The organism is Ulvibacter litoralis (genome assembly GCF_900102055.1).
Lineage (GTDB): Bacteria > Bacteroidota > Bacteroidia > Flavobacteriales > Flavobacteriaceae > Ulvibacter > Ulvibacter litoralis.
In genome coordinates, this window is sequence record NZ_FNBA01000001.1 from 593,408 (window position 1) to 614,409 (window position 21,002).

At 36.6% G+C, this 21,002-nt stretch carries 26 protein-coding genes; 4 read left to right on the forward strand and 22 right to left on the reverse strand.

Annotated elements, in window-relative coordinates:
- Positions 1 to 2 precede the first annotated feature (2 nt).
- The 7 genes from arfB to BLQ00_RS02800 are packed head-to-tail and all read right to left on the reverse strand — an operon-like array spanning position 3 to position 4,682.
- Complete coding sequence (gene arfB / locus BLQ00_RS02770) at positions 3 to 407, reverse strand: alternative ribosome rescue aminoacyl-tRNA hydrolase ArfB (RefSeq protein ID WP_093140191.1); 405 nt, start codon at positions 405 to 407, stop codon at positions 3 to 5.
- On the reverse strand, positions 407 to 1,936 hold the full coding sequence (locus BLQ00_RS02775; RefSeq protein WP_093140194.1) for a DUF4301 family protein: 1,530 nt from the start codon (positions 1,934 to 1,936) through the stop codon (positions 407 to 409). Before BLQ00_RS02775 ends, arfB begins: the two co-directional genes overlap by 1 nt.
- Positions 1,930 to 2,505: an AAA family ATPase gene (locus BLQ00_RS02780; RefSeq protein WP_093140197.1), complete on the reverse strand. Its 576-nt coding sequence runs from the start codon at positions 2,503 to 2,505 to the stop codon at positions 1,930 to 1,932. The genes BLQ00_RS02775 and BLQ00_RS02780 overlap by 7 nt, the downstream gene beginning before the upstream one ends.
- Positions 2,466 to 3,098 carry a nicotinamide riboside transporter PnuC gene (gene pnuC / locus BLQ00_RS02785; protein ID WP_093140199.1) on the reverse strand — a complete coding sequence of 211 codons (633 nt, stop codon included), beginning with the start codon at positions 3,096 to 3,098 and terminating at the stop codon, positions 2,466 to 2,468. Before pnuC ends, BLQ00_RS02780 begins: the two co-directional genes overlap by 40 nt.
- Entirely contained in the window at positions 3,082 to 3,342 is a 261-nt protein-coding gene (locus tag BLQ00_RS02790) for a thiamine-binding protein (protein ID WP_093140202.1), read from the reverse strand. The genes pnuC and BLQ00_RS02790 overlap by 17 nt, the downstream gene beginning before the upstream one ends.
- A 3-nt stretch (positions 3,343 to 3,345) precedes the next feature.
- Complete coding sequence (locus BLQ00_RS02795) at positions 3,346 to 4,044, reverse strand: phosphoglycerol geranylgeranyltransferase (protein WP_093140205.1); 699 nt, start codon at positions 4,042 to 4,044, stop codon at positions 3,346 to 3,348.
- A gap of 8 nt (positions 4,045 to 4,052) precedes the next feature.
- Complete coding sequence (locus tag BLQ00_RS02800) at positions 4,053 to 4,682, reverse strand: 4'-phosphopantetheinyl transferase family protein (protein ID WP_093140207.1); 630 nt, start codon at positions 4,680 to 4,682, stop codon at positions 4,053 to 4,055.
- Between the two features lie 83 nt (positions 4,683 to 4,765).
- Between BLQ00_RS02800 and ahcY the strand changes: the two genes are divergently transcribed.
- Entirely contained in the window at positions 4,766 to 6,082 is a 1,317-nt protein-coding gene (ahcY, locus tag BLQ00_RS02805; protein WP_093140210.1) for an adenosylhomocysteinase, read from the forward strand.
- Positions 6,083 to 6,251: 169 nt separating this feature from the next.
- On the opposite strand, the gene BLQ00_RS02810 is transcribed toward ahcY, so the two are convergent.
- From BLQ00_RS02810 to mutY, 10 genes are all read right to left on the reverse strand, one after another.
- Positions 6,252 to 6,794 (reverse strand): hypothetical protein, encoded by a 543-nt coding sequence (locus tag BLQ00_RS02810; RefSeq protein ID WP_093140213.1) that lies wholly within the window; start codon positions 6,792 to 6,794, stop codon positions 6,252 to 6,254.
- Positions 6,795 to 6,831: 37 nt separating this feature from the next.
- The gene (locus tag BLQ00_RS02815; RefSeq protein ID WP_139149350.1) at positions 6,832 to 7,167 is read right to left on the reverse strand and encodes a hypothetical protein; all 336 of its coding nucleotides are present in this window, start codon (positions 7,165 to 7,167) and stop codon (positions 6,832 to 6,834) included.
- 126 nt (positions 7,168 to 7,293) lie between these two features.
- On the reverse strand, positions 7,294 to 7,554 hold the full coding sequence (gene rpmA / locus BLQ00_RS02820; protein ID WP_093140218.1) for a 50S ribosomal protein L27: 261 nt from the start codon (positions 7,552 to 7,554) through the stop codon (positions 7,294 to 7,296).
- A gap of 44 nt (positions 7,555 to 7,598) precedes the next feature.
- Entirely contained in the window at positions 7,599 to 8,246 is a 648-nt protein-coding gene (rplU, locus tag BLQ00_RS02825; RefSeq protein WP_093140221.1) for a 50S ribosomal protein L21, read from the reverse strand.
- Positions 8,247 to 8,361: 115 nt separating this feature from the next.
- The gene (locus BLQ00_RS02830; protein WP_093140223.1) at positions 8,362 to 8,811 is read right to left on the reverse strand and encodes a DUF4199 domain-containing protein; all 450 of its coding nucleotides are present in this window, start codon (positions 8,809 to 8,811) and stop codon (positions 8,362 to 8,364) included.
- 74 nt (positions 8,812 to 8,885) lie between these two features.
- Positions 8,886 to 9,764: a DMT family transporter gene (locus BLQ00_RS02835; protein ID WP_093140226.1), complete on the reverse strand. Its 879-nt coding sequence runs from the start codon at positions 9,762 to 9,764 to the stop codon at positions 8,886 to 8,888.
- Positions 9,765 to 9,822: 58 nt separating this feature from the next.
- On the reverse strand, positions 9,823 to 10,380 hold the full coding sequence (gene gldD, locus BLQ00_RS02840; RefSeq protein ID WP_093140229.1) for a gliding motility lipoprotein GldD: 558 nt from the start codon (positions 10,378 to 10,380) through the stop codon (positions 9,823 to 9,825).
- Position 10,381: 1 nt separating this feature from the next.
- Entirely contained in the window at positions 10,382 to 11,680 is a 1,299-nt protein-coding gene (locus BLQ00_RS02845; protein WP_093140231.1) for a gliding motility-associated protein GldE, read from the reverse strand.
- Positions 11,681 to 11,701: 21 nt separating this feature from the next.
- Positions 11,702 to 12,163 (reverse strand): single-stranded DNA-binding protein, encoded by a 462-nt coding sequence (locus tag BLQ00_RS02850; protein WP_093140234.1) that lies wholly within the window; start codon positions 12,161 to 12,163, stop codon positions 11,702 to 11,704.
- Between the two features lie 60 nt (positions 12,164 to 12,223).
- Positions 12,224 to 13,312 carry an A/G-specific adenine glycosylase gene (mutY, locus tag BLQ00_RS02855; protein ID WP_093140237.1) on the reverse strand — a complete coding sequence of 363 codons (1,089 nt, stop codon included), beginning with the start codon at positions 13,310 to 13,312 and terminating at the stop codon, positions 12,224 to 12,226.
- 126 nt (positions 13,313 to 13,438) lie between these two features.
- Here mutY and BLQ00_RS02860 point away from each other — a divergent pair, with 126 nt between their 5' ends.
- The 3 genes from BLQ00_RS02860 to BLQ00_RS02870 all read left to right on the forward strand — a co-directional run bounded on the left by BLQ00_RS02860 (position 13,439) and on the right by BLQ00_RS02870 (position 16,328).
- Entirely contained in the window at positions 13,439 to 13,729 is a 291-nt protein-coding gene (locus BLQ00_RS02860) for an HU family DNA-binding protein (protein WP_093140239.1), read from the forward strand.
- 345 nt (positions 13,730 to 14,074) lie between these two features.
- Complete coding sequence (locus tag BLQ00_RS02865) at positions 14,075 to 15,625, forward strand: Rne/Rng family ribonuclease (protein WP_093140242.1); 1,551 nt, start codon at positions 14,075 to 14,077, stop codon at positions 15,623 to 15,625.
- Positions 15,626 to 15,851: 226 nt separating this feature from the next.
- Positions 15,852 to 16,328, forward strand: coding sequence for a regulatory protein RecX (locus BLQ00_RS02870; protein WP_093140245.1), 477 nt, complete (start codon positions 15,852 to 15,854; stop codon positions 16,326 to 16,328).
- A gap of 8 nt (positions 16,329 to 16,336) precedes the next feature.
- On the opposite strand, the gene BLQ00_RS02875 is transcribed toward BLQ00_RS02870, so the two are convergent.
- From BLQ00_RS02875 to BLQ00_RS02895, 5 genes are all read right to left on the reverse strand, one after another.
- On the reverse strand, positions 16,337 to 16,852 hold the full coding sequence (locus tag BLQ00_RS02875; protein WP_093140247.1) for a DUF6646 family protein: 516 nt from the start codon (positions 16,850 to 16,852) through the stop codon (positions 16,337 to 16,339).
- Between the two features lie 40 nt (positions 16,853 to 16,892).
- Positions 16,893 to 17,747 (reverse strand): cupin-like domain-containing protein, encoded by an 855-nt coding sequence (locus BLQ00_RS02880; protein WP_373287746.1) that lies wholly within the window; start codon positions 17,745 to 17,747, stop codon positions 16,893 to 16,895.
- A 111-nt stretch (positions 17,748 to 17,858) separates the two neighbouring features.
- The gene (gene bioB, locus BLQ00_RS02885; RefSeq protein ID WP_093140250.1) at positions 17,859 to 18,953 is read right to left on the reverse strand and encodes a biotin synthase BioB; all 1,095 of its coding nucleotides are present in this window, start codon (positions 18,951 to 18,953) and stop codon (positions 17,859 to 17,861) included.
- A gap of 15 nt (positions 18,954 to 18,968) precedes the next feature.
- Positions 18,969 to 20,387: a flotillin family protein gene (locus BLQ00_RS02890; protein WP_093140253.1), complete on the reverse strand. Its 1,419-nt coding sequence runs from the start codon at positions 20,385 to 20,387 to the stop codon at positions 18,969 to 18,971.
- 1 nt (position 20,388) lies between these two features.
- Entirely contained in the window at positions 20,389 to 20,964 is a 576-nt protein-coding gene (locus BLQ00_RS02895; RefSeq protein ID WP_093140257.1) for a hypothetical protein, read from the reverse strand.
- Between the last annotated feature and the right edge of the window lie 38 nt (positions 20,965 to 21,002).

Here is a 21,002-nt window from a genome sequence, read left to right on the forward strand (position 1 = left end):
TGTTAATCGATACTTGGAGGTTTACGGTTTGCTTTTTTTAAAGCATGTCCTTTTTTAGAACGCAACCTTCTTTCAATAGCACTTTTTGAAGGTTTTGATTTTTTACGAGGTTTGGCAACTTTTAAGGCATCCTTCAGTAAGGTAACCAATCGTTCTATCACAATAGCTTTGTTGCGATGTTGACTTCTCGTTTCGCCACATTGCAAACTTAGGATTCCATCTTGTGAGATTCGATTGCTTAATTTCTCCTGTAACCGCTCTTTTTCCAGCTCCGTAAATGCTTCCGAAGCAACAATAGAAAAGCTCAATTCAATTTTTGTAGCCGTTTTATTAACGTGTTGTCCTCCGGGACCACTGCTGCGCACCGCTTTAAAAGCAAGCTCTCTATAAAGCGTATCAAGTTCCATTAAAGGGTTGGGCTGTGTTCCTTGGTGAGTAGATCGTTTACTGTTTTAACTGGATTAAATGTTATTTGAGGTACTTCAACAAAAGCTGTATTCCAATTTGCCATTGCTCCATTCCAAAGACCTGGTAATTCCAAAGCTTTTAATGGAACACCATCTTGTGATTTGTTGGTTATAAACCCAGAAAAAGGATCTGTAAATCGTGTTAAATCGAATTTCTTGCCAGTATAATCACGAACGCCACAAACAATATCTACTGGATTAAAGTGAGTTGCTTCAGAGGCTATCGCCTTTTGATGTTCATCCTGTAAATCTATTTGTGATAGTTCCACAATTTGCAACGAAGTTTCACCATAAGCATCTTTTACCCAAAAAGGACCGCCCCCTGGAGCTCCGGTATTTTTCACCATTCCACAAATACGTATAGGCCTATTTAAAATGGTAATAATTGCTTCAGCAGTTGATGGAATGTCTTTAATATTTAATGCATTCCACAGAAATGATTTGATTTCTCTTAAAGACTCTTCTGTGTAGTCACTGTTAAGCAACATATTTAAGTATCCAAAAACCTTATCTTGAAGCCACAAAAGCTTACCGGCTAATACTTTTTTATAGTATGCCGTTTTATCTACTAACTCTTCTGTAACAACGTTGTCTATATTTTTAATGAAAATAATATCCCCATCAACATCATTTAAATTTTCAATTAAAGCGCCATGCCCAGAAGGTCTAAAAATTAAATTGCCGTCTCTATCACGAAGCGGTTCGTTTTTTAGATTTACTGCAATGGTGTCGGTTTCTTTTTTCTGAAAAGAATAGGAAATATGAAACTCAGTCTTTGTTTTTTTACTTACCCTTTTCTTAACACCTTCAAATTCGGCCTTAAAAAAAGGAACATGCTTTTCTGCGAAGGTAAAATGTAAAAATGCCTCATCTCCAGCGGAAGCATAGAATGCAGCTTCATACAATTGTTCTTCAAAAGCAGTCGTTGAATATTTTGTGTATTTATGAAATGGAATTAACCCTTTTGGAAGACTATTAAAATTTAGTCCTTTTCTACCCAACATCATATTCACAAAAAGATAGGCGCGCATTTCTTTGGTGCCATGTCTGTATTCTGGATAGTTTTCTCTAATTTTTTTTCGAACCGTATTTACAAAAGCAAAGTCTTTCAGGGACTTTATAAAAATTGCCATCTGTTTATTACGCTCTTTTTTTAAATAGCTATTTAGCCGGTCTGTTTCTGGATTAAAATGATCTAGAAATTCATGTAAAAAACGAAACATTCGTGTAGCAGCACCTGAGGCCGGAACAAATTTCACCAAATCTAAATCAACTTTACGTGATTCAAATAAAGCAACTAATTTTTGCTGGTCACTTTCTCCAATAACTTCAATCCCATTTCCTACAGAAGCGGCAGTAACAATAGTAGCATAAGGAATTCCGCGTTTAAACGTCTCTATTTGTCCTTCTATTTGCTCTAAACACAGTCCATGCCTCTCAATTTGTTCTAGGTCTTTATTTGTTAACATCCATTTTTTTCCTTAATCAATTCTTGTATAATTTTAACTGCGGAATCAAAACGTTGACTTTTTGAACCCGTTAAAACTTCATAACGGAGGTTATAGTTGGTTAGTTGAGTTTCAAAAATACAAAACATTTTTTCTCTTTCGTCCGGTCTATCACGTAAATCATCGATTTCCCAAGGCACGTCTATGCCCGTAAGAAAATACAGACTATACTTGCTTTCATTGATGCAAGTATCAATTTCAGGCGGACAAAACCCATTGTAATAAAATTCAGAATATGTTTTGATTTCCAGCAAGTTAGTGTCCAAAAACAATACCTTGTTAGCTTTTTTTGCAGCTTCATTTTCTGCCTTCATTTGTCCTTCAGCAATGGGAATTAAGTCAATTATTTCGCATTTTTCTCCTTTTTCATCCCATTTTTTTTGCAAATACCCACGCATAAATTCTGGAACCCATAACGTATTGAAGTAAATAGCCAACTGTTTTGCCAATGTTGTCTTCCCTGTTGACTCAGGTCCGAACAAGACTATTTTTAAACAAGTACTGGGTTGTTGTTTAAGTGTTTCTTCCATGCGAGGTAACCAAAAATGGCGATAAAAGTAAAAATAAAATATTGAATACTTGTAAATGTAAAGCCCTTATAAAAGTATAGCGGAGCCGAAATAATATCTCCGACAATCCAATACAACCAGTTCTCTATTTTGCGCTTTGCCATCAGCCACATTCCTACAAAAAAGATAGCCGTAGTGAAGGTATCTACATACGCAGTCCAACTATTCCATTTGTCGAAAGCGGTGTATACTAGAAACACAAAAAGTAAAGTCGCACTAAAAATAAGTACTGAATACAAATGCTCTTTTTTAGTTGTTTTACTGATAGGCGTAACATGCGACGCATCTATCTTACGAGTCCAAATATACCAACCATATACACTCATTATAAAGTAATACCCATTAATCATCATGTCTCCTAAAAGGGTCCATTTAAATAATAAATAGACAAAAATAGCAGTGCTAATCATCCCTGTTGGAAACACCCAAATTTTGTTCTCTTTAGAAAACCAAACAGATAGAAACCCAAAAATAACAGCTACAATTTCTAAAACGATATCTAACGTCTCATATTCATTGTACTGTCCGAATAAAAAATCAAAAATGGGGCTCATAATCGCTTCTATCAGATTTTACAATTTTAATATACAGCAAGCCTCTTTCAACAGCTTCTAAGGCAGTTTTCATTTCCTTCTGAAGGATATTCATCACTGCATCATACTCGCCATACACTTGTGTACTTAACGGATTCTCAAGCACGGTTAGTCCCGAGCTTCGTAAGCTCTTTATGAAGTCAATAATCGCAGGTTCGTAATTATCCTGCAAAGGGGTTAATGTTAACTCGACTGATATATTCATTCTTTATTTTTTTATCTTTTCAAAAACGGTTCCCATCACCACCAGATCCGCACCCGCAGTATACGCTTCTTGTTTTTGACGCTCCGTTCTAATTCCGCCACCAACCAACAAAGGTATGGAAATAGCTTTTTTAACTTCGGAAATTATTCTTGGGTGTACCGGAATTGTAGCACCACTCCCCGCTTCCAAATAAATTAATTTTGCACCCATATACTCGCCAGCCAATGCTGTGTGCACAATTGCGCCTACATCCTCTTGAGACATAGGCTCTGTATTACTTACTCGAGCTACCGCCGATTGATTCCCCCCATCGAGCAGCAAATAGCCTGTTGAAATAATTTCTAATGCTGTTTGCTGAAGCTTGGAAATTGACTTTACTTGTTGCCCTATCAAATACTCGGCATTTCTACCTGAAAGTAACGACAAAAAGAGAAGTACGTCTGCTTCAGAAGTAACTTGTGTATAGTCGCCCGGAAATAAAAAGATAGGCAATGTACTTGCTCGCTTTAATGCGTTTACAGTAGCTTCGGTAGCACCTTCAACAACAGTACTTCCGCCCACAAAAAGATGTGTTGTTTCCTTCGGAAGTTGTTTCAGAAATACATCTGCTTCCGCAATAAAAAACTTATCTGGATCTATTAATATGGCTAAGAATTTTCGATTCTCAGAAATACCTTTCAGCAGTGCTTGGTAACATTCCATCCTCACCCTTATTGTAGCAATGCGTACGCACAAGTAAACCCTTCGAACTCCAAAAAGTGAACATCGTAATTAACAGTTACGGCTTCAAATGAAACTGTAGAGGTGGTATGCAAGTTATCGAGGCTAAAATCTTCTACATAGATATTCTGAATAAAACTCACGCCAGGATGCGCAAAACTTTTATACAACGACTCCTTAGCGCACCAAACCAAGGTTAGCTTTCGCATAATGGCATCTTCATTAGCAAGAGTGCGATATTCCTCAATGGGCGTAAACTTATGTGCGATTCGTAAAATTTTAGAACGTTGCTTTTCAATGTCGATTCCAACCTCCAAATCACTAATCACAATAGCCGAAAAAATAAATGAATGTGTAATCGAAATATGCTTTCCATTGTGCAAATGCGGCTTTCCATTTTCATCGTAAAACAAATCGAAATCTGTATAGCCTTCCGCAGCCAATAAATGGCGTACACTCATAAAACCACGACGATGTAGGTCGCTTTTCATCCCAAGTACGCGATTTTCACAATGTTGTGTTAGTGGTATTCCTTCCGAAAGTTCTTCAAAAGACTCTTCTATCTTCCAAATGAGGACTTTAGTGGTTGGACTAAGTGTTATAGTTTTGTAAAGAGGCATAATTATATGATAGATATTATGTACTTTTGCAGTCGAAAATTAAATTTTAACATTCCCGTTACTTGGGAATAAAGATACTAAATATGTCAACGAACACAGTACCCTACACCGCGTTTAAAGTAAAAGATATTTCCCTAGCAGATTGGGGACGTAAAGAAATTGAGCTAGCTGAAGCAGAAATGCCCGGACTAATGTCGCTACGCGAAGAGTATAAAGACGAACAACCTCTTAAAGGAGCTCGTATTGCTGGATGTTTACACATGACCATCCAAACAGCTGTTTTAATTGAAACTTTACAAGCTTTAGGTGCAGAAGTTACTTGGAGTTCTTGTAATATATTTTCTACACAAGATCAAGCAGCAGCAGCAATTGCAGCTACCGGAACAGCAGTTTACGCTTGGAAAGGATTAACAGAAGAAGAATTTGAATGGTGTATTGAACAAACACTTTTCTTTGGTGAAGATCGCAAACCACTAAACATGATTTTAGATGATGGTGGTGATTTAACAAATATGGTATTGGACAAATACCCAGAATTAGCAGCAGGTATCAACGGGATTTCGGAAGAAACTACAACAGGAGTTCACCGTTTATACGAGCGTGTAAAAAATGGAACACTTCCAATGCCAGCTATCAATATTAACGATAGTGTTACTAAATCTAAATTCGACAACAAATACGGATGTCGTGAGAGTGCTGTAGATGCGATTCGTCGTGCTACAGACATCATGCTTGCTGGAAAACGTGTAGTTGTATGTGGATATGGTGATGTTGGTAAAGGAACTGCAGCTTCTTTTAAAGGTGCTGGTTCTATTGTAACCGTTACCGAAATTGATCCAATTTGTGCGCTTCAGGCGGCTATGGACGGTTTTGAAGTAAAACGTTTGGAAACCATTCTTCCAACTGCAGACATCGTAATTACGACTACTGGAAATAAAGACATCGTTCGTGGAGAGCATTTTGAAGCAATGAAAGACAAAACTATTGTTTGTAACATTGGTCACTTCGATAATGAAATTGCAGTTGCTTGGTTAAACGACAACCACGGAAGTACGAAAGTAGAAATCAAACCTCAAGTTGATAAATACACCATCGACGGAAAAGATATTATTTTATTAGCTGAAGGTAGATTGGTAAACCTTGGTTGTGCAACAGGACACCCAAGTTTCGTAATGAGCAACTCGTTTACAAACCAAACGTTAGCACAAATTGAACTTTGGAAAAACAAAGAAGCTTATGGAAACGAAGTGTATATGTTACCAAAACACTTAGACGAAAAAGTAGCACAATTGCACTTAGCTAAAATTGGCGTTGAGCTTACAGAGCTTACCGAAGAACAAGCAGCCTATATTGGTGTAACTGTTGAAGGACCGTTCAAACCAGAATACTACAGATACTAGATCAATTCATTTATAGAAATTTGAAAATCCCAAGCAGTTATTGTTTGGGATTTTTTTATTTTGGGCAATTACTACGTCGCGAAAAGCTACGCAGTACCGCGCTTTACACTGTATCTTTTTCTCGTGCCTCTAAAAAGGATGCCGTTTCAATCGCTAGTGCAAACCACTTCTATTTTGCTTTTAAAAATACTTCTATGTAATGTGTTGTTGTTAAATACTCATTTCTTAGATTAGAAACATATTTTTCTACTTCTTCAAAATTTTGATGTTCCTCATTAAGGCAGTCATTTAAATGATCGTCTGTTACTGTCAGGGCAAGATACCACTTCCCGCTTCTAGTGACCTCTAAACTTTTTAAAACAGGAGCATGCCCTTTATCTTCAAGTGCTGCATCTACGAGAACTGGAACAAGATTAACCGTTTTTGTTTCTTTATTAACTTCATAAAAAGTTAGATAACACGTTTGTCCATTAATAACCACAGGAATGTTTCCATTAAAATCATCGTAGTTAAGTTGGTACTTGGCATTTATGTAATAATAAAACTCATTGGCTTCTTTAGGATCATCAAAAACATAGCTAAATTGATTGGGAAGGTTATTAACAAACTTCTTTGCTTTCACAATTTTCCCTTCCTCTAAATTGGGCGCAACCCGAAGCGGAATACAAGAGGTAGTAACCAATAAAAGAATGATAATAAAACGAACTAACATAGATTCATAGCTTATTTTTTACAGCAAAAAGAAGCACCTACTTCGCCTTTCTAAAAATGTAACTCATCCACACAGGATCATTATCATCAGACACTACAGATTGTCGGTCTACAAACTCCCAATTGGCGCTATTCATATAATTAAGCAGTGTAGAAGTTTCTTCAATATCTTCAATTTCCTTTACGGTTATAGTTTTGCCTAGTAGTGACGTTTGTTCTTCTACTTTAATACGTTTCACTTTTCCTCGATTGTTCGCTTTCTGAACGACAATAATTTCCAAGAAATCATATTTCTGTATCTCTTGCGCAAAAGTTTCCGAAGTAAAAAAAAGAGAAAACGCAAAAACGAGTAACAAGGTACTTATTCTTTTCATAGTGGTAATTTTTAGTTGCAATTAAGGTACAATTAATCTTTGTAATAGCAACAAACACAAAAAAAGGCACAAAAAAACCCTGTTAGATATACTAACAGGGTTTCAATATTGTAAAGAAAGTGTTTCTTAAGCCTCGAAAGGAACTATAGAAACGTATGATTTGTTATCTTTCTTTTTAGTGAATTTTACCAAACCATCCACTTTAGCGTGAAGCGTGTGATCTTTTCCACCATACACATTTTCACCTGGGTGATGTGTATTACCTCTTTGTCTTACGATGATGTTCCCGGCAATAGCAGCTTGACCACCAAATATCTTAACACCTAGACGTTTCGATTCTGATTCTCTACCATTCTTAGAACTACCAACTCCTTTTTTATGAGCCATTTTCTTAAGATTTTATATTGTTAAACTTATAGTGTTTAAAGCAATTACGCTTTACCACCATCTAATTCGTCTTGCCATTTTTTAAGCTCGTCCCACTTACCATCGGCAGCCAATTGTGCTTGTGCTGGCCAAGTATCTGTTACGTGGTTACCACGAACATCAGCAATAATTTCTGATATTTTCGCAGCATCTGTTTTTGCTAAATCTGCAAAAGTTACAATTCCTGCCGCGTTAAGCGTTTCAGCAATTTTAGGTCCAATACCTTCAACTTTTTTAAGATCATCTGCTTTTCCAGAAGCTTTTGCTTTAGGAGCTGCTTTTGGCGCAGCTGCTTTTGCTTTTGGTGCAGCTTTTGCTTTTGGAGCTGATTTAGTTGCTCCAGAAGCTACAATGCTTTCAATAGTGATTTCAGTAAGAGCTTGACGGTGTCCGTTTTTCACACGGTATCCTTTTCTTCTTTTCTTCTTGAAAACAATAACTTTGTCACCTTTAAGGTGTTTCACGACTTTTGCTCCTACTTGAGCGCCGTCTATAGCCGGGGCGCCAATAGTTACTTTGTCACCGTCGCCAATAAGAAGTACATTGTCAAAAGACACTGATTTACCTTCTTCAGTAGCTAAACGATTTACAAAGACTTTTTGGTCTTTTGCAACTTTAAATTGCTGCCCTGCTATCTCTACAATTGCGTACATAGCGTAACGTTTAATTAAATTAGTTAATAATTATATCCCTTAGAACGAATCTTACTTCGCATAAGAGGGGTGCAAATATAATTTTAAAAAAGGAAATTACAAAGGGTTTAGAATCTTATTTTTCAGGATGTTTCGTAGCGTTCCAAGAATCCTTTAAGAGTTGCATAAATGCCAAGGTAAGTACTAAGGTAGTAGAAAAACCCATCATGATTAAAGTCACAATAATAATGAGGCCTCCTTTATTGTAATTTAAGCTCCAAGAATCTAATATAGCATGTGCAAATTCTGTGTCTATTTGGAAAATATACAATGCCATAAAAATAGAAAATAAGATTGTTGCAATTGCTCCAGTAACCAATCCTAACTGAAAACCATCTTGGTAAAAAAAAGACTTGCCACTCGCTTTGTACTTTTGCATTGCTATTAAAATCCCAACACCAAAGATAATTCCGTTTGCCACACTCAAAACGGGAAATTCATGCAGCCCTACAACTTTCAGTAGTAAAAAATAAACAATGAGAACCACCGCAGTTCCTATTCCATATTTTATTGCTATTTTCCCCATAATAGAAGTATTTATGACTCCTATAAATTTCGGAAAAAAATTTTAAAAACACTGATAATTAACACTTTATTGTCTTAATTTCTCCTTTTATTAGCTAAATACACGCCTGTTAAGATTACAAATGCAGCTACTATTTGAAGAAAACGAAACGTCTCCCCATCTAACAATCCCCAAACAACTGCAACAATGGGCATGGTATAGGTTACTGAAGAAGCAAACACAGGACTCGATGCCTGGATTAGCTTATTAAACAAAATTTTTGCTATTGCAGTACCAAAAATTGATAGAATTACTAAATATAAAAGTGACGTATGCACCACTTCCGATTGTATGATTTCTGCCGTAAAGAATCCTGAATATATCAAAACGAGCGTTGCAGGAATAACTAGAACGGCAAAAGTCCCAACGCTAATTGCCACAGCAGAGAGCTGCTGCAAATGCTTTTTTACAATATTTACATTTAACGCATAACAAACCGACGCTATCAATACCAACCCCGCATACCAGTAATTTTGATCAGGATTAATTTCGGAGCCCGCCCAAACCAACAGACAACTTCCAATTAACCCAACCACAACGCCCAACGCCTGTTGTCTAGACGATACAACACCAAACACGATTGCCCCTAAAAGCAGTGTCATAATTGGAGTGGTCGAATTTAAAATAGAAGCAATTGCACTGTCTATCTCTGTTTCAGCAAAAGCAAAAAGAAAAGCGGGAATAAAGGTTCCTAAAAAAGCTGAAATAGAAATCCACTTCCATTCTCTCTTTCGAATGCCTTTCAACTTAGGAAAACTAAACATTATTAAAAAAATAGCCGCAAACAGCGTGCGCAGTGCCCCTAATTGCATTGGAGTTAATCCTACTAACGCTTTTTTAATAAGTATAAACGAGCTTCCCCAAATGAGTGAAAGAACGCAGAGGAAAATCCATTTTAACTGAGTATTTTTCATTTGCTTTAAAAAAAGCAAAAGTCGCTAAAATTTTAAGAAGGACTGTAAAAATGAAGGGCTACTTTTCCCAAGTAAAAGTTTCCATTACGTGCCGAATGTCGTTACGCAAATACACTACTGCAGGATAAATAGAATCGAAATTAGGTTTTGCTTCAAAATAAAGCGATCCCGACACAAAATGATTCACACTGTCGGTGACATAAAAATGCGATTGCGAGGCAGCATTTCCATTAATCATATAAAACATTCCGTAGACTTTTTCATCCGTGTTTACAAAAGGCTGTTCTGGAATACTTTCAGCTTTAATATTATGATCGTATGCCAATTTTTGAGCATCATATAATAAGGAGTCTAAATTATTATGTGCGACATCTTGATAGGTTAAATAGATGGTCGCATTCATTTTAGGATACGAAACATTAAACGCACAGTTTGCATTGCTTTTTAACACAGCTTCCTCATTGATCTCGAAAGAATATGGGCAATTTGTCGCTATACCTTTATAGGTCGCTTTTGGGTACTCTAGCCGAAGCATTGCATTAGGCTTCACCAACACATCGTCGTTACAAGCCACTAAGAGAACACAAAAAAGTGTGATAAAAAATAATCTGAACATACTATTGGATAGAAAGTTTTACTTGTTTTATACGTTTGTTATCAAACGCTTCAATAGTAAACGTATAATTATGGAAGGTTATTACTTCGTCCTTTTTAGGAAATCCTTTCGAAATCTCTAACAGAAAGCCTGCAATGGTTTCAGCTTCCCCTTTTTCGTCTTCAAAAACCTGAGAATCTTCAATTTTAATCACTCGGTAAAAGTCTTTTAAAGCTGTTTTACCTTCAAACACAAAATTATTATCATCAAGTTTCGAGAACACAAGATCTTCATCATCAAACTCATCACTAATTTCCCCTACTATTTCTTCTAAAATATCTTCCAATGAAATCAAACCACTGGTACCGCCATATTCATCTACAACAATTGCCAAGTGCATTTTTCGCTCTTTGAATTCATTTAGCAAGTCATCCAACTTTTTATTTTCAGGAACAAAGTAAGGATCCCGTTTAAGTTCTTGCCAATCTAGATTTTTTCTATCTATAAAAGGCATTAAATCTTTTACATATAAAATCCCGGTGATATTATCAATGTTATCTTTATACACAGGAATTCTTGAATACCCTCTTTCAATAATTTCCGGCATGATATCTTTAAAACCCAATTCTTCATTCAATGCAAAAATATCCATCCGGTTTTTCATCACCTGTTTGGTGTCTGTATTCCCAAAGGTGACAATACCTTGTAATATTTTCTGCTCTTCGTGGGTTGTATCTTTCTCATCAGTAAGCTCTAGTGCTTGCGATAATTGATCTACACTAAGATTCGATTTTTGTTTCCCAAACTTTTCGTGAATATAAATAGTCGCCGAACGCATGGGCATACTTATAGGAGTTAGCAACGCATCCAATACATTTAAGGGGTACGCCATAAAACTAGCAAACTTAACCTTATTTCGACTTGCATATATTTTAGGTAGTATTTCACCAAACAATAATATAAGAAAGGTTACTACACCCACTTCTACTATCGATCTTAAGTAGTATTCAGTGGTAATACCAGAAAATAAAATATCTGTCAGCGAATCAAAAAGTAAAACGATGGCAATATTTATAAAGTTATTTGCCACCAATATGGTAGCCAATAACTTTTTAGGCTTATCAAGAAGTTTCTGAATGATTACCTCTTTACGAGAGGGCGTATCACTATTAATATCGGTTGGCGTAAGCGAGAAAAATGCCACCTCGGCTCCAGAGATTAACGCAGAACACAACAATAAAACAAGTAAAAAAACGATACTTGTAATGTACGTATAATTTAAAATTGTTATAAAAATTAAACTGGGAGGCTCTATATCCAAAATACTATAGTTCGTTATACATTAAAATGGTAAGTCGTCATTATCATCTCCACTTTCTGGATGATGAACCGTTTGTTTGCTTTGAGTTGGAGCCGATTGTTGTGATGGATTGGTATTTGTGTTACCCATCGGCGCTCCACCTTCAGTTTTAGGCGTTAAAAAAGTAAAATCTGTACACTGAATTTCTGTACTGTAGCGATCGTTTCCTTTTTCATCTTGCCATTTGCGAGTTTTTAAACGTCCTTCAATATAAACTTTATCTCCTTTTTTAAGATATTTCTCACAGACTTCAGCTCCTTTGTTACGAACCACAATATTATGCCACTCTGTATTACTTACTTTCTCACCAGTAGTTCTATTAGTATAGGTTTCATTTGTAGCCAAAGGAAAACGTCCAATACTACCACCACCTTCAAAATAATGCATTTTAACCTCATCTCCCGTATGCCCAATTAGCATCACTTTGTTTAACGTTCCACTCATTTTTACTTAATTAATTTTAACCACAAAGGTATATTTTGTACTTTAAATATAAGTGTTTTTTTAGAGTTTAAAAACTGAAAACTCTGAAATAAAATTTTCAATCAATACAGGCACAGCATACTCCTCAATTTCAGCAATAGCAACTTCCGTTTTTTCAGGAAATGATGCCTTTACATCAAAGCCATTACTTTCAGCAATCCAAAATCGCGTGTATAAATGCTGATGCGATAGCTTGTGTATTATTAAGGTGTCATTATACAACGAAATATCTTCAACACACAATTCTTCCGAAAGCTCTTTAAACTCATTCATCACAATTAATTCAGCATACGTAAGATCTTTTTTTGTTTCAATTAACGGAAACTCATACAACTGTTGCCAAATTCCTTTACCACTTCGTTGTTGCAAAATGGTTTTATGTGCTTCGGAAAGTACCACGATATAATTAAAATACCTTTTTCTTACCGTGGTCTTTTTCAATTTCACAGGCAAAGTCCCAACTAATTCTGAAGCATACGCATCACAAATGCTATTAAATATACAGCTTTTACAATCTGGATTCTGCGGCACACAGTATCGTGCACCAAACTCCATACTAGCTTGATTAAAGGTGCCTGGGTCTTTTTCATCGACCAACTCTTGTGCTAAAGCTTTAAATTGCTTTATTCCTTCGGTTGTATTAACAGGAGTGCTTATTCCAAAAACACGAGAAAGCACCCTGTACACATTCCCATCTACTACTGCAGCAGGCTCATTATAACAAATCGATGCTATAGCACTAGCGGTATAATCACCCACTCCTTTTAATGTAAGAAGTTCTTTATAAGTAGTAGGAAACACCCCATGTAGTTCATCTACAATATATTTAGCTGTAAAATGTAAGTTTCTCGCCCTAGAATAATAACCTAGCCCTTGCCATAATTTTAAAATTTTTTCTTCGGAAGCTGCTGCCAAATCTTCAACTGTAGGAAAAGCCCTTAAAAAACGTTCATAATAGGGCAAACCTTGCGCTACACGGGTTTGTTGAAGAATAATTTCAGACAACCAAATAGCATATGGATCACGTGTACTTCGCCAAGGAAGCTCCCGTTTATGAACCAAATACCACGAAATGAGATTTTTACGAAAAAAAGTGGGCTTTAACAACATTTAACAAATTTAGGGGATATCTGATTATATTTTAATGGATTAACGTTTGATTTATTGATTTTAAAATTCTTATATTTGCCCTCTTGAAAAAAAACCTATACTTATTAATAATAAAAAAAAATTAGAATGACGAAAGCAGATATTGTAGCGAAAATTTCAGAAAAATTAGGAATGGAAAAAGGAGATGTTCAAGCTACTGTTGAAACCTTCATGGAAGAAGTTAAAACTTCTTTAGAAAGTGGTGACAACGTATACCTTAGAGGTTTCGGAAGTTTTATTATCAAAACTAGAGCTGAAAAAACGGGAAGAAACATTTCAAAAAACACTACAATTAAAATCCCCGCTCATAACATCCCAGCTTTTAAACCTGCAAAAGTATTTGTAGAGGGTGTTAAAACAAACGTTGAAGTAAAATAATCTAAATAATAATCCGTCCGCCTTTGGTGGACACTAAAATGTATTTTATATGCCAAGTGGTAAAAAAAGAAAAAGACATAAGGTAGCAACGCACAAGCGTAAGAAAAGAAGACGCGCGAATCGCCACAAGAAAAAGTAGTTTCCCAACTACTTTTTCTTTTTACTAGCAATTAGTAAATTAAAACGTTCTTTGAAAATGAAATTGTAGTACTTTTCTACCTAAAAAGTAACCCACAATTTCGACGGGTTTTTCTTGACTTTACAATCAAGACAACAAAAACCTGTGATAAATTATTGTTTAATCCATTTGTCAGCCGTAGGCTGATGGATATAAATTAATTACAAGTGAACTACGAATTATTCATTAGATCCAGTTCACGAGAAGTTGATTTTGCCCTTTTAAAAGATGGAAGACTAGTTGAACTTAATAAAGAAGAAGAGGACAACAAATTTTCGGTGGGAGATGTATATCTCGCTAAGATCCGAAAAACAGTCCCTGGTCTCAACGCTGCATTTGTAAATGTTGGCTACGAAAAAGATGCTTTTTTGCATTACCATGACCTTGGACCAAAAGTCCTTACTTTATTAAAGTTCATAAAACGTGTAAGCACAGGTAAACTTAAAGAGTATTCTTTAAAAGATTTCCCATTAGAAAAAGAGATTGATAAACACGGAGGCATTAACGACTCTGTGAAATCTAATCAATCTATTCTGGTACAAATTGTAAAAGAACCCATTTCCACAAAAGGACCACGAATTAGCTCAGAGCTTTCAATAGCTGGACGCTATATTGTACTGGTTCCTTTTTCAGACCGTGTTTCTGTTTCTCAAAAAATAGAATCAAAAGAAGAAAAAGAAAGGTTAAAACGCTTAATTACAAGCATTAAACCAAAAGGATTTGGCGTAATAATACGTACGGTAGCAGAGGGCAAAAAAGTAGCAGAACTGGATAGAGATTTACAAAATCTCACAGATCGCTGGACAGCGATGTGTAAAAAGCTACAAGGAGCACACCATCCTTCTAAGGTGTTAAGCGAGTTAAGCAGAGGGTCATCTATGATTCGAGATGTATTTAACGATTCATTCTCGGCCATTCACATAGACGACGAAACCCTTTACTTACAAATAAAAGATTATGTGCAAGAAATTGCACCGCATAAAGAGAATATTGTTAAGTTTTATGACTCGAAAGTTCCAATGTTTGAAAAATTTGGAATCGAACGTCAAATCAAAACATCCTTTGGTAGAACCGTATCGGGAAGCAAAGGAGCCTACTTGGTGATTGAACACACGGAAGCCATGCACGTCATAGACGTAAATAGTGGAAACCGCAGTAACAAATCCAAAACACAAGAAGGAACAGCACTCGAAGTAAATCTAATTGCCGCTACAGAGGTAGCAAGACAATTACGATTACGAGATATGGGAGGTATTATCGTTGTAGATTTTATTGATTTAGCCTCGGCGGCCAATAGAAAACAACTTTTCGATCATCTTCGTGAAGAGATGAAAGACGATAGAGCCAAACATAAAATATTACCGCCAAGTAAATTTGGCTTGATACAAATTACCCGCCAACGCGTTAGGCCTGAAATGAATATTAAAACGCGTGAAGAAAATCCAGAAAACCTGGAAGGAGAAAACGCAGAAATTGAAGCGCCTATTGGAGTGGTAGACAAAATTAATGAAGAGGTAAAACGCCTTTTCAAAAAAGACTATAAAAAGATTACATTAAACGCACATCCTTTTATAGCAGCCTTTTTAACAAAAGGAATTCCATCAGTGCGAACCAAATGGTTTTTGGAGCACAAAAAATGGGTGAAAATTCAACCTAGAGACGCTTACACGTATCTGGAATATCATTTTTACGATAAAAATGGTGAAGAGATTAACTAGTATTAAAAGCCTTTTCAATTTAATTTGAAGAGGCTTTTTTTTTGCACTTTATTGGGCATTCCCTATTTCCGTTGCACTTCAGTAGGTCGGGTCATCCACTATATCTTTTTTGTCCCCTTCTGCGACAAAAAAGGATGCCGCTTCTACCCCTAATGCAAATCTTTATTAGATCTCGTTTTAGCATTCAATATGTATAATCAAACACAGAAAACAGTAACTTTGCTGTGTGGAAAAAAGTAAGTCTTATTCTGTTACTGAAGCTACCCAACGCTTAGAACGCTATTGTGCCTATCAGGAGCGTTGCCATAAAGAAGTACAGCAAAAACTTCGAGACATGCGAATGATTCCGGAGGCTATAGACCAAATAATTCACCACTTACTTCAGCATAATTTTTTAAACGAAACACGCTTCTCACAAGCCTTTGCCAGAGGTAAATTTAGAACTAAAAAATGGGGCAAAAACAGAATCGTACGGGAACTAAAGCTTCGCGCTATTTCCAAATACAATATTACCATTGCCTTAAAAGAAATTGAACCTTCAGAATACCTTCAAACATTTGATTTACTTTCAGAAAAACGTGTAAATCAGTTGGCTTCCGAAGAAAACCTTCAGAAAAAACGAAAAAAACTCGCAGATTATTTACTCTACCGAGGTTGGGAAAGTGAGTTGGTTTATGAAAAGTTACGGGAACTCATTCCGTAGCAATTTTACTACAAATTAAAAGTCGCACCCACGTTTACAGAAAGCTGATTGTTTAGCTCTTCCGAAGGTGTTAACACGCCCGTTTTATAACTCGCAAACGGAATATTTATTTCAGAAAAAAGCCCGAAACCGGTGCTAAAAAAGTATCGTGCTCCCAAATGACCTCCAAAATTTTTAATTCCTAAGTGCAAGCCTGGGTACACATCTAGGTGATCGTCTACGTTGATCACACTTCCGAGATTTGCATTAAAACGCGCTTGCACATCAAATCGATCGCCAAACTCAGCAACAACGATTTCTTCTCCTTGAAGGTTCCGAACTTTTTCAACGCCTAACAAATAAACAGACGCTACTCCTACTGAAATATTTTCTCCCAAACCATAATCCAAACTCGCCATAATACCTGTCCCATCTTGCTGCAAATTAGCACCAACTTGAAATTTTACATCTCCCTTTCCGTGAAATGCTTGCGCATGTAAACCACTTACAAACAACATGATAAAAATTAAAACGAATCCTTTCATTTTCTAAAGGTGTTAGTTCAAAACAAATATACTGCTTTTTTTAAATGGCTTTATGGGTTCTAAGAATGGCTTGTTCGTTTTTCCAATCGATCCACTTTTGCCCTTTTAGCTTGCGCATCAATGTATCAAAGTAACGCATCACAATAATATTATAGACAGCTCGAGCAAGATTTTTAGGACGCTTCGGAATGGAACGCAAGCTCATAGAAAAACCGGGGGTAATGTATTTCATATAATGCCAATAGCCTTCTGGCATGTACAGCATATGTCCGTGTTCCAAATAGGTTTTATAGCCCTCTGCCTTTTCTAAAGCGGGCCATTTTTTATAATCTGGATTTGAAAAATCGATATCCTCACGGGTAATGATTGAATGCGGAATTTTATATAAAAAATCATTTTGCTTCTGATCAAACAAAATCACTTCCTTTCTTCCTTCAAACTGAAAATGAAAAATATTTGCCAAATCAATATCGTAATGCATGAAAGTATAGGAGTCAGTTCCGCCGAAAAAAAGCATTGGTAACTTCTTCATCAACTTCATACCTAAATCTGGAAACTTAAAATCCTTCTGAAGCTCTGGTACTTCTTTCAAAATATTCCATAGAAAGATTCGGTATTTTGTAGGCTCCTTCTTCAGTAAAGCTACATAATCGTTCATTTTCATGGTGGTATGAGGCTCGTTGAAACCATCTTCATGACTTACTGGACGATTGTCGTACAGAGGCACTGTTTTCTCACCAGCTACTTTTGCCATAAAATCAAGGTTCCACTTGGTAAATGCAGGCCAATCCTCAACAAACCGCTCTATAATAACCGGTTTTTGAGGTTTGTAATAGCGTTCCAGAAAATCTTCTTTCGAAATGGTTTTTACTCTCTCTATTTCTCGTAATTTCATAGGCATAGTAACATGTAAATTTACGAAAGTTGTTCCGATTCGGTTTTTAAAAAAAGCATAAAAAAAAGGCACATCTTAGATCTGCCTTTTTTTTATATGAACACTTATAATTTATTTTGTGACTTTACGCTTCGCTTTAGCCTCTTCATTACGCTCTATAGTGTGTCCTGGACGCGTCCAACGTGGTTTTTCACCCAAGGGTTTATACTGAGAAGCTTCGGCCTCTACAGACTCCGGCTGTGCTTTTTTAGCAAAAGGCTTCATAGGCTCTAAACCTAATAACTTAAACATTTCCATATCTTGATTTACATCAGGATTTGGCGTGGTAAGCAACTTATCGCCTGCAAAAATAGAATTCGCTCCTGCGAAGAAGCACATGGCTTGTCCTTCACGACTCATATCCGTTCTTCCTGCCGACAAACGAACTTGTGTGTTTGGCATTACAATTCTAGTCGTTGCAACCATTCGGATCATTTCCCAGATTGAAATAGGTTCAATTTCTTCCATGGGAGTTCCTTCAACAGCCACTAACGCATTAATTGGAACTGATTCTGGTTGCGGACTTAAACTCGCAAGTGCGACTAACATTCCTGCGCGGTCTTCTACTTTCTCCCCCATTCCGATAATTCCACCGCTACAAACAGTCACATTGGTTTTACGAACGTTGCCAATAGTATCCAATCGATCTTGATACGCTCTAGTAGAAATCACATCTTTGTAATAATCTTCTGAAGTATCTAAATTATGATTGTACGCGTACAAACCAGCTTCTGCTAAGCGTTTTGCCTGATTCTCTGTAATCATCCCCAGTGTACAACACACTTCCATATCTAGTTTGTTAATGGTACGCACCATTTCCAATACTTGATCAAATTCTTCACCATCTTTCACATTTCGCCAAGCAGCTCCCATACACACTCTAGAACTTCCAGAGGCTTTAGCACGTAACGCTTGCGCTTTTACTTGTTGCACTCCCATAAGATCGTTTCCTTCCACATTGGTGTGGTAACGTGCTGCTTGCGGACAATACCCACAATCTTCTGGGCAGCCTCCTGTTTTTATAGATAGCAAGGTGGAAACTTGCACCTGATTTGGGTTGTGATTTTTACGATGTACTGTAGCTGCTTCGTACAGCAACTCCATCATTGGTTTATTATAAAGATTTAGGATTTCTTCTTTGCTCCAGTTATTTTTAATCTCGCTCATAAAGTTTTACTCCAATTATTTTGTCGTCTTTGTATCGTCAATTGTTTGGTCCGACTTGCTTGTATCTAGTTTTTTTCCTTGCAGGTATTCTGGCAATTCCATTCCCGCCATATTGAACATCTCTTGCAAAGGAGGAACAGATCCGTACATTCCAGAAATAAAGTTAGAAGTGGCTGTTTTACCATCTTTCCCAGCTCCATTTTCCCAAACGGTAATTTTATCAATTTTAATATTTTTAATAGCTTCTGCTTGAAGTCCGACAAGCTCTGGTAATTTGTCTGCAATTAATAGTAATGCCGCATCTTTAGAATTATTTCCTGCTGCTTTTACAATTCGATCCAGACCTTCTGCTTGTTTGGTTAGTATTTCAAAAATTCCTTGTGCTTCTGCTTGCGCCTTAAACAAAATTGCATCCGCTTCCCCTTTGGCGCGTCTTCTAATTTTTTCAGCTTCAGCTTCCGCGTCAATCTCTACCTTTTGTTTGTCAATTTCTGCAGGGATAATGATATCTGCTAATTGCGTACTACGTTCTCTTTCTGCTCTTGTATTTTCAGCTTCTTTCTCAGCAATGTATGATTCTTGCAATGCTTTTGCCGATTGTACTTTTTCCGAAGCAATAGCAACGCGTTCTGCTTCCGCTTCTCTTTGACGACGTAAGGAGTCGGAATTTGCTACATTAATTTTTGCAATGTTTTCTCCTTCTACTGCTTGTGCATTTGCGGCTGCTACTTGCGTACGTTGGTCTTGTACTGCATTTGCTTCACCAATAGATCCATCTCTGTTTTTTTCAGCTACCGATTTACGTGCTGCGTTAATTGCATGTGCAGCTGCCTCTTTTCCTAACGCTTCAATGTAACCAGACTCATCTACGATATCTGTAATATTTACGTTGATTAATTTAAGACCTACTTTTTTCAGCTCAGACTCAACACTGTTAGAGATATTGTTCAAAAACTTATCTCTATCGTTGTTAATTTCTTCAATATCCATAGAAGCAACTACCAAACGTAATTGTCCGAAAATAATCTCTTTAGCTAACTCTTGAACTTGCTCTAACCCTTGACCCAGCAATCTTTCCGCAGCATTTTGCATGATACCCGGCTCGGTTGAAATACCAATAGTAAAACGAGAAGGTACATTTACACGAATGTTTTGTTTACTTAAGGCATTTACCAAGTTAACCTCAATTGAAATTGGCGTAAGATCTAGATATTCATAATCCTGAATAACAGGCCAAATAAAGGCTGCTCCCCCATGAATACATCTGGCCGAATTACCTGTACCGACTTTACCGTACACAACTAAAATTCTATCGGAAGGACAACGCTTGTACCTACGAATGAAGGTTACTAAAATTATAAAAACGAATAAGATCGCAAATCCGATGGCAATTAAAGGCGCCAAACCTTCTATTTGTAGTGCTAAATTTATCATATTAAGAATGGTGTTTTTTTACAATTAAAATTCCGTTATCTGTTACATCTACAACCATCACAATGGTGTTTTGTACTAAATCTTCAGTTTCATTGGTCATCGCATCTAACTCTCTCAAGCCGCCCTGAACCTTTATAGAAATTTTCCCAATAGTACTTTTATTTGCGCCAACCGTAAGATAAACTTCCCCTACTTGATGCAGTGCATTTTTCATTTGTAAAGAGCCGCTGCTGTTTAATTTTCCTAAGTAATAGAAGATGGAAGCCATTACAAGCATCATTAACAACCCGCTCACTACAGAAAGAAGCACTGTAATGGTTCTAGAGGCTCCTTCATCAATACATGCAATACCAACCCATCCAAAAATGGTAAAGAATCCCACTAAATTTTTAAACGATAAAAACTGAAAGCCAATCCCTGTATCGGCGTCTATCTCTGCATCTACATCTCCTAAATCATCAACTTCGCCTCCAATAAAAGTAAGAATAAGCAAGACTATGAATATGCCTGAAGCGACTATCGCTATGAGCCAATAAATTTTTTCAAAAAAGATTAAATCTGCAAACCACTCAGCCATATACATTTACTTTTTATAAAACAATGAGGTAATATAGG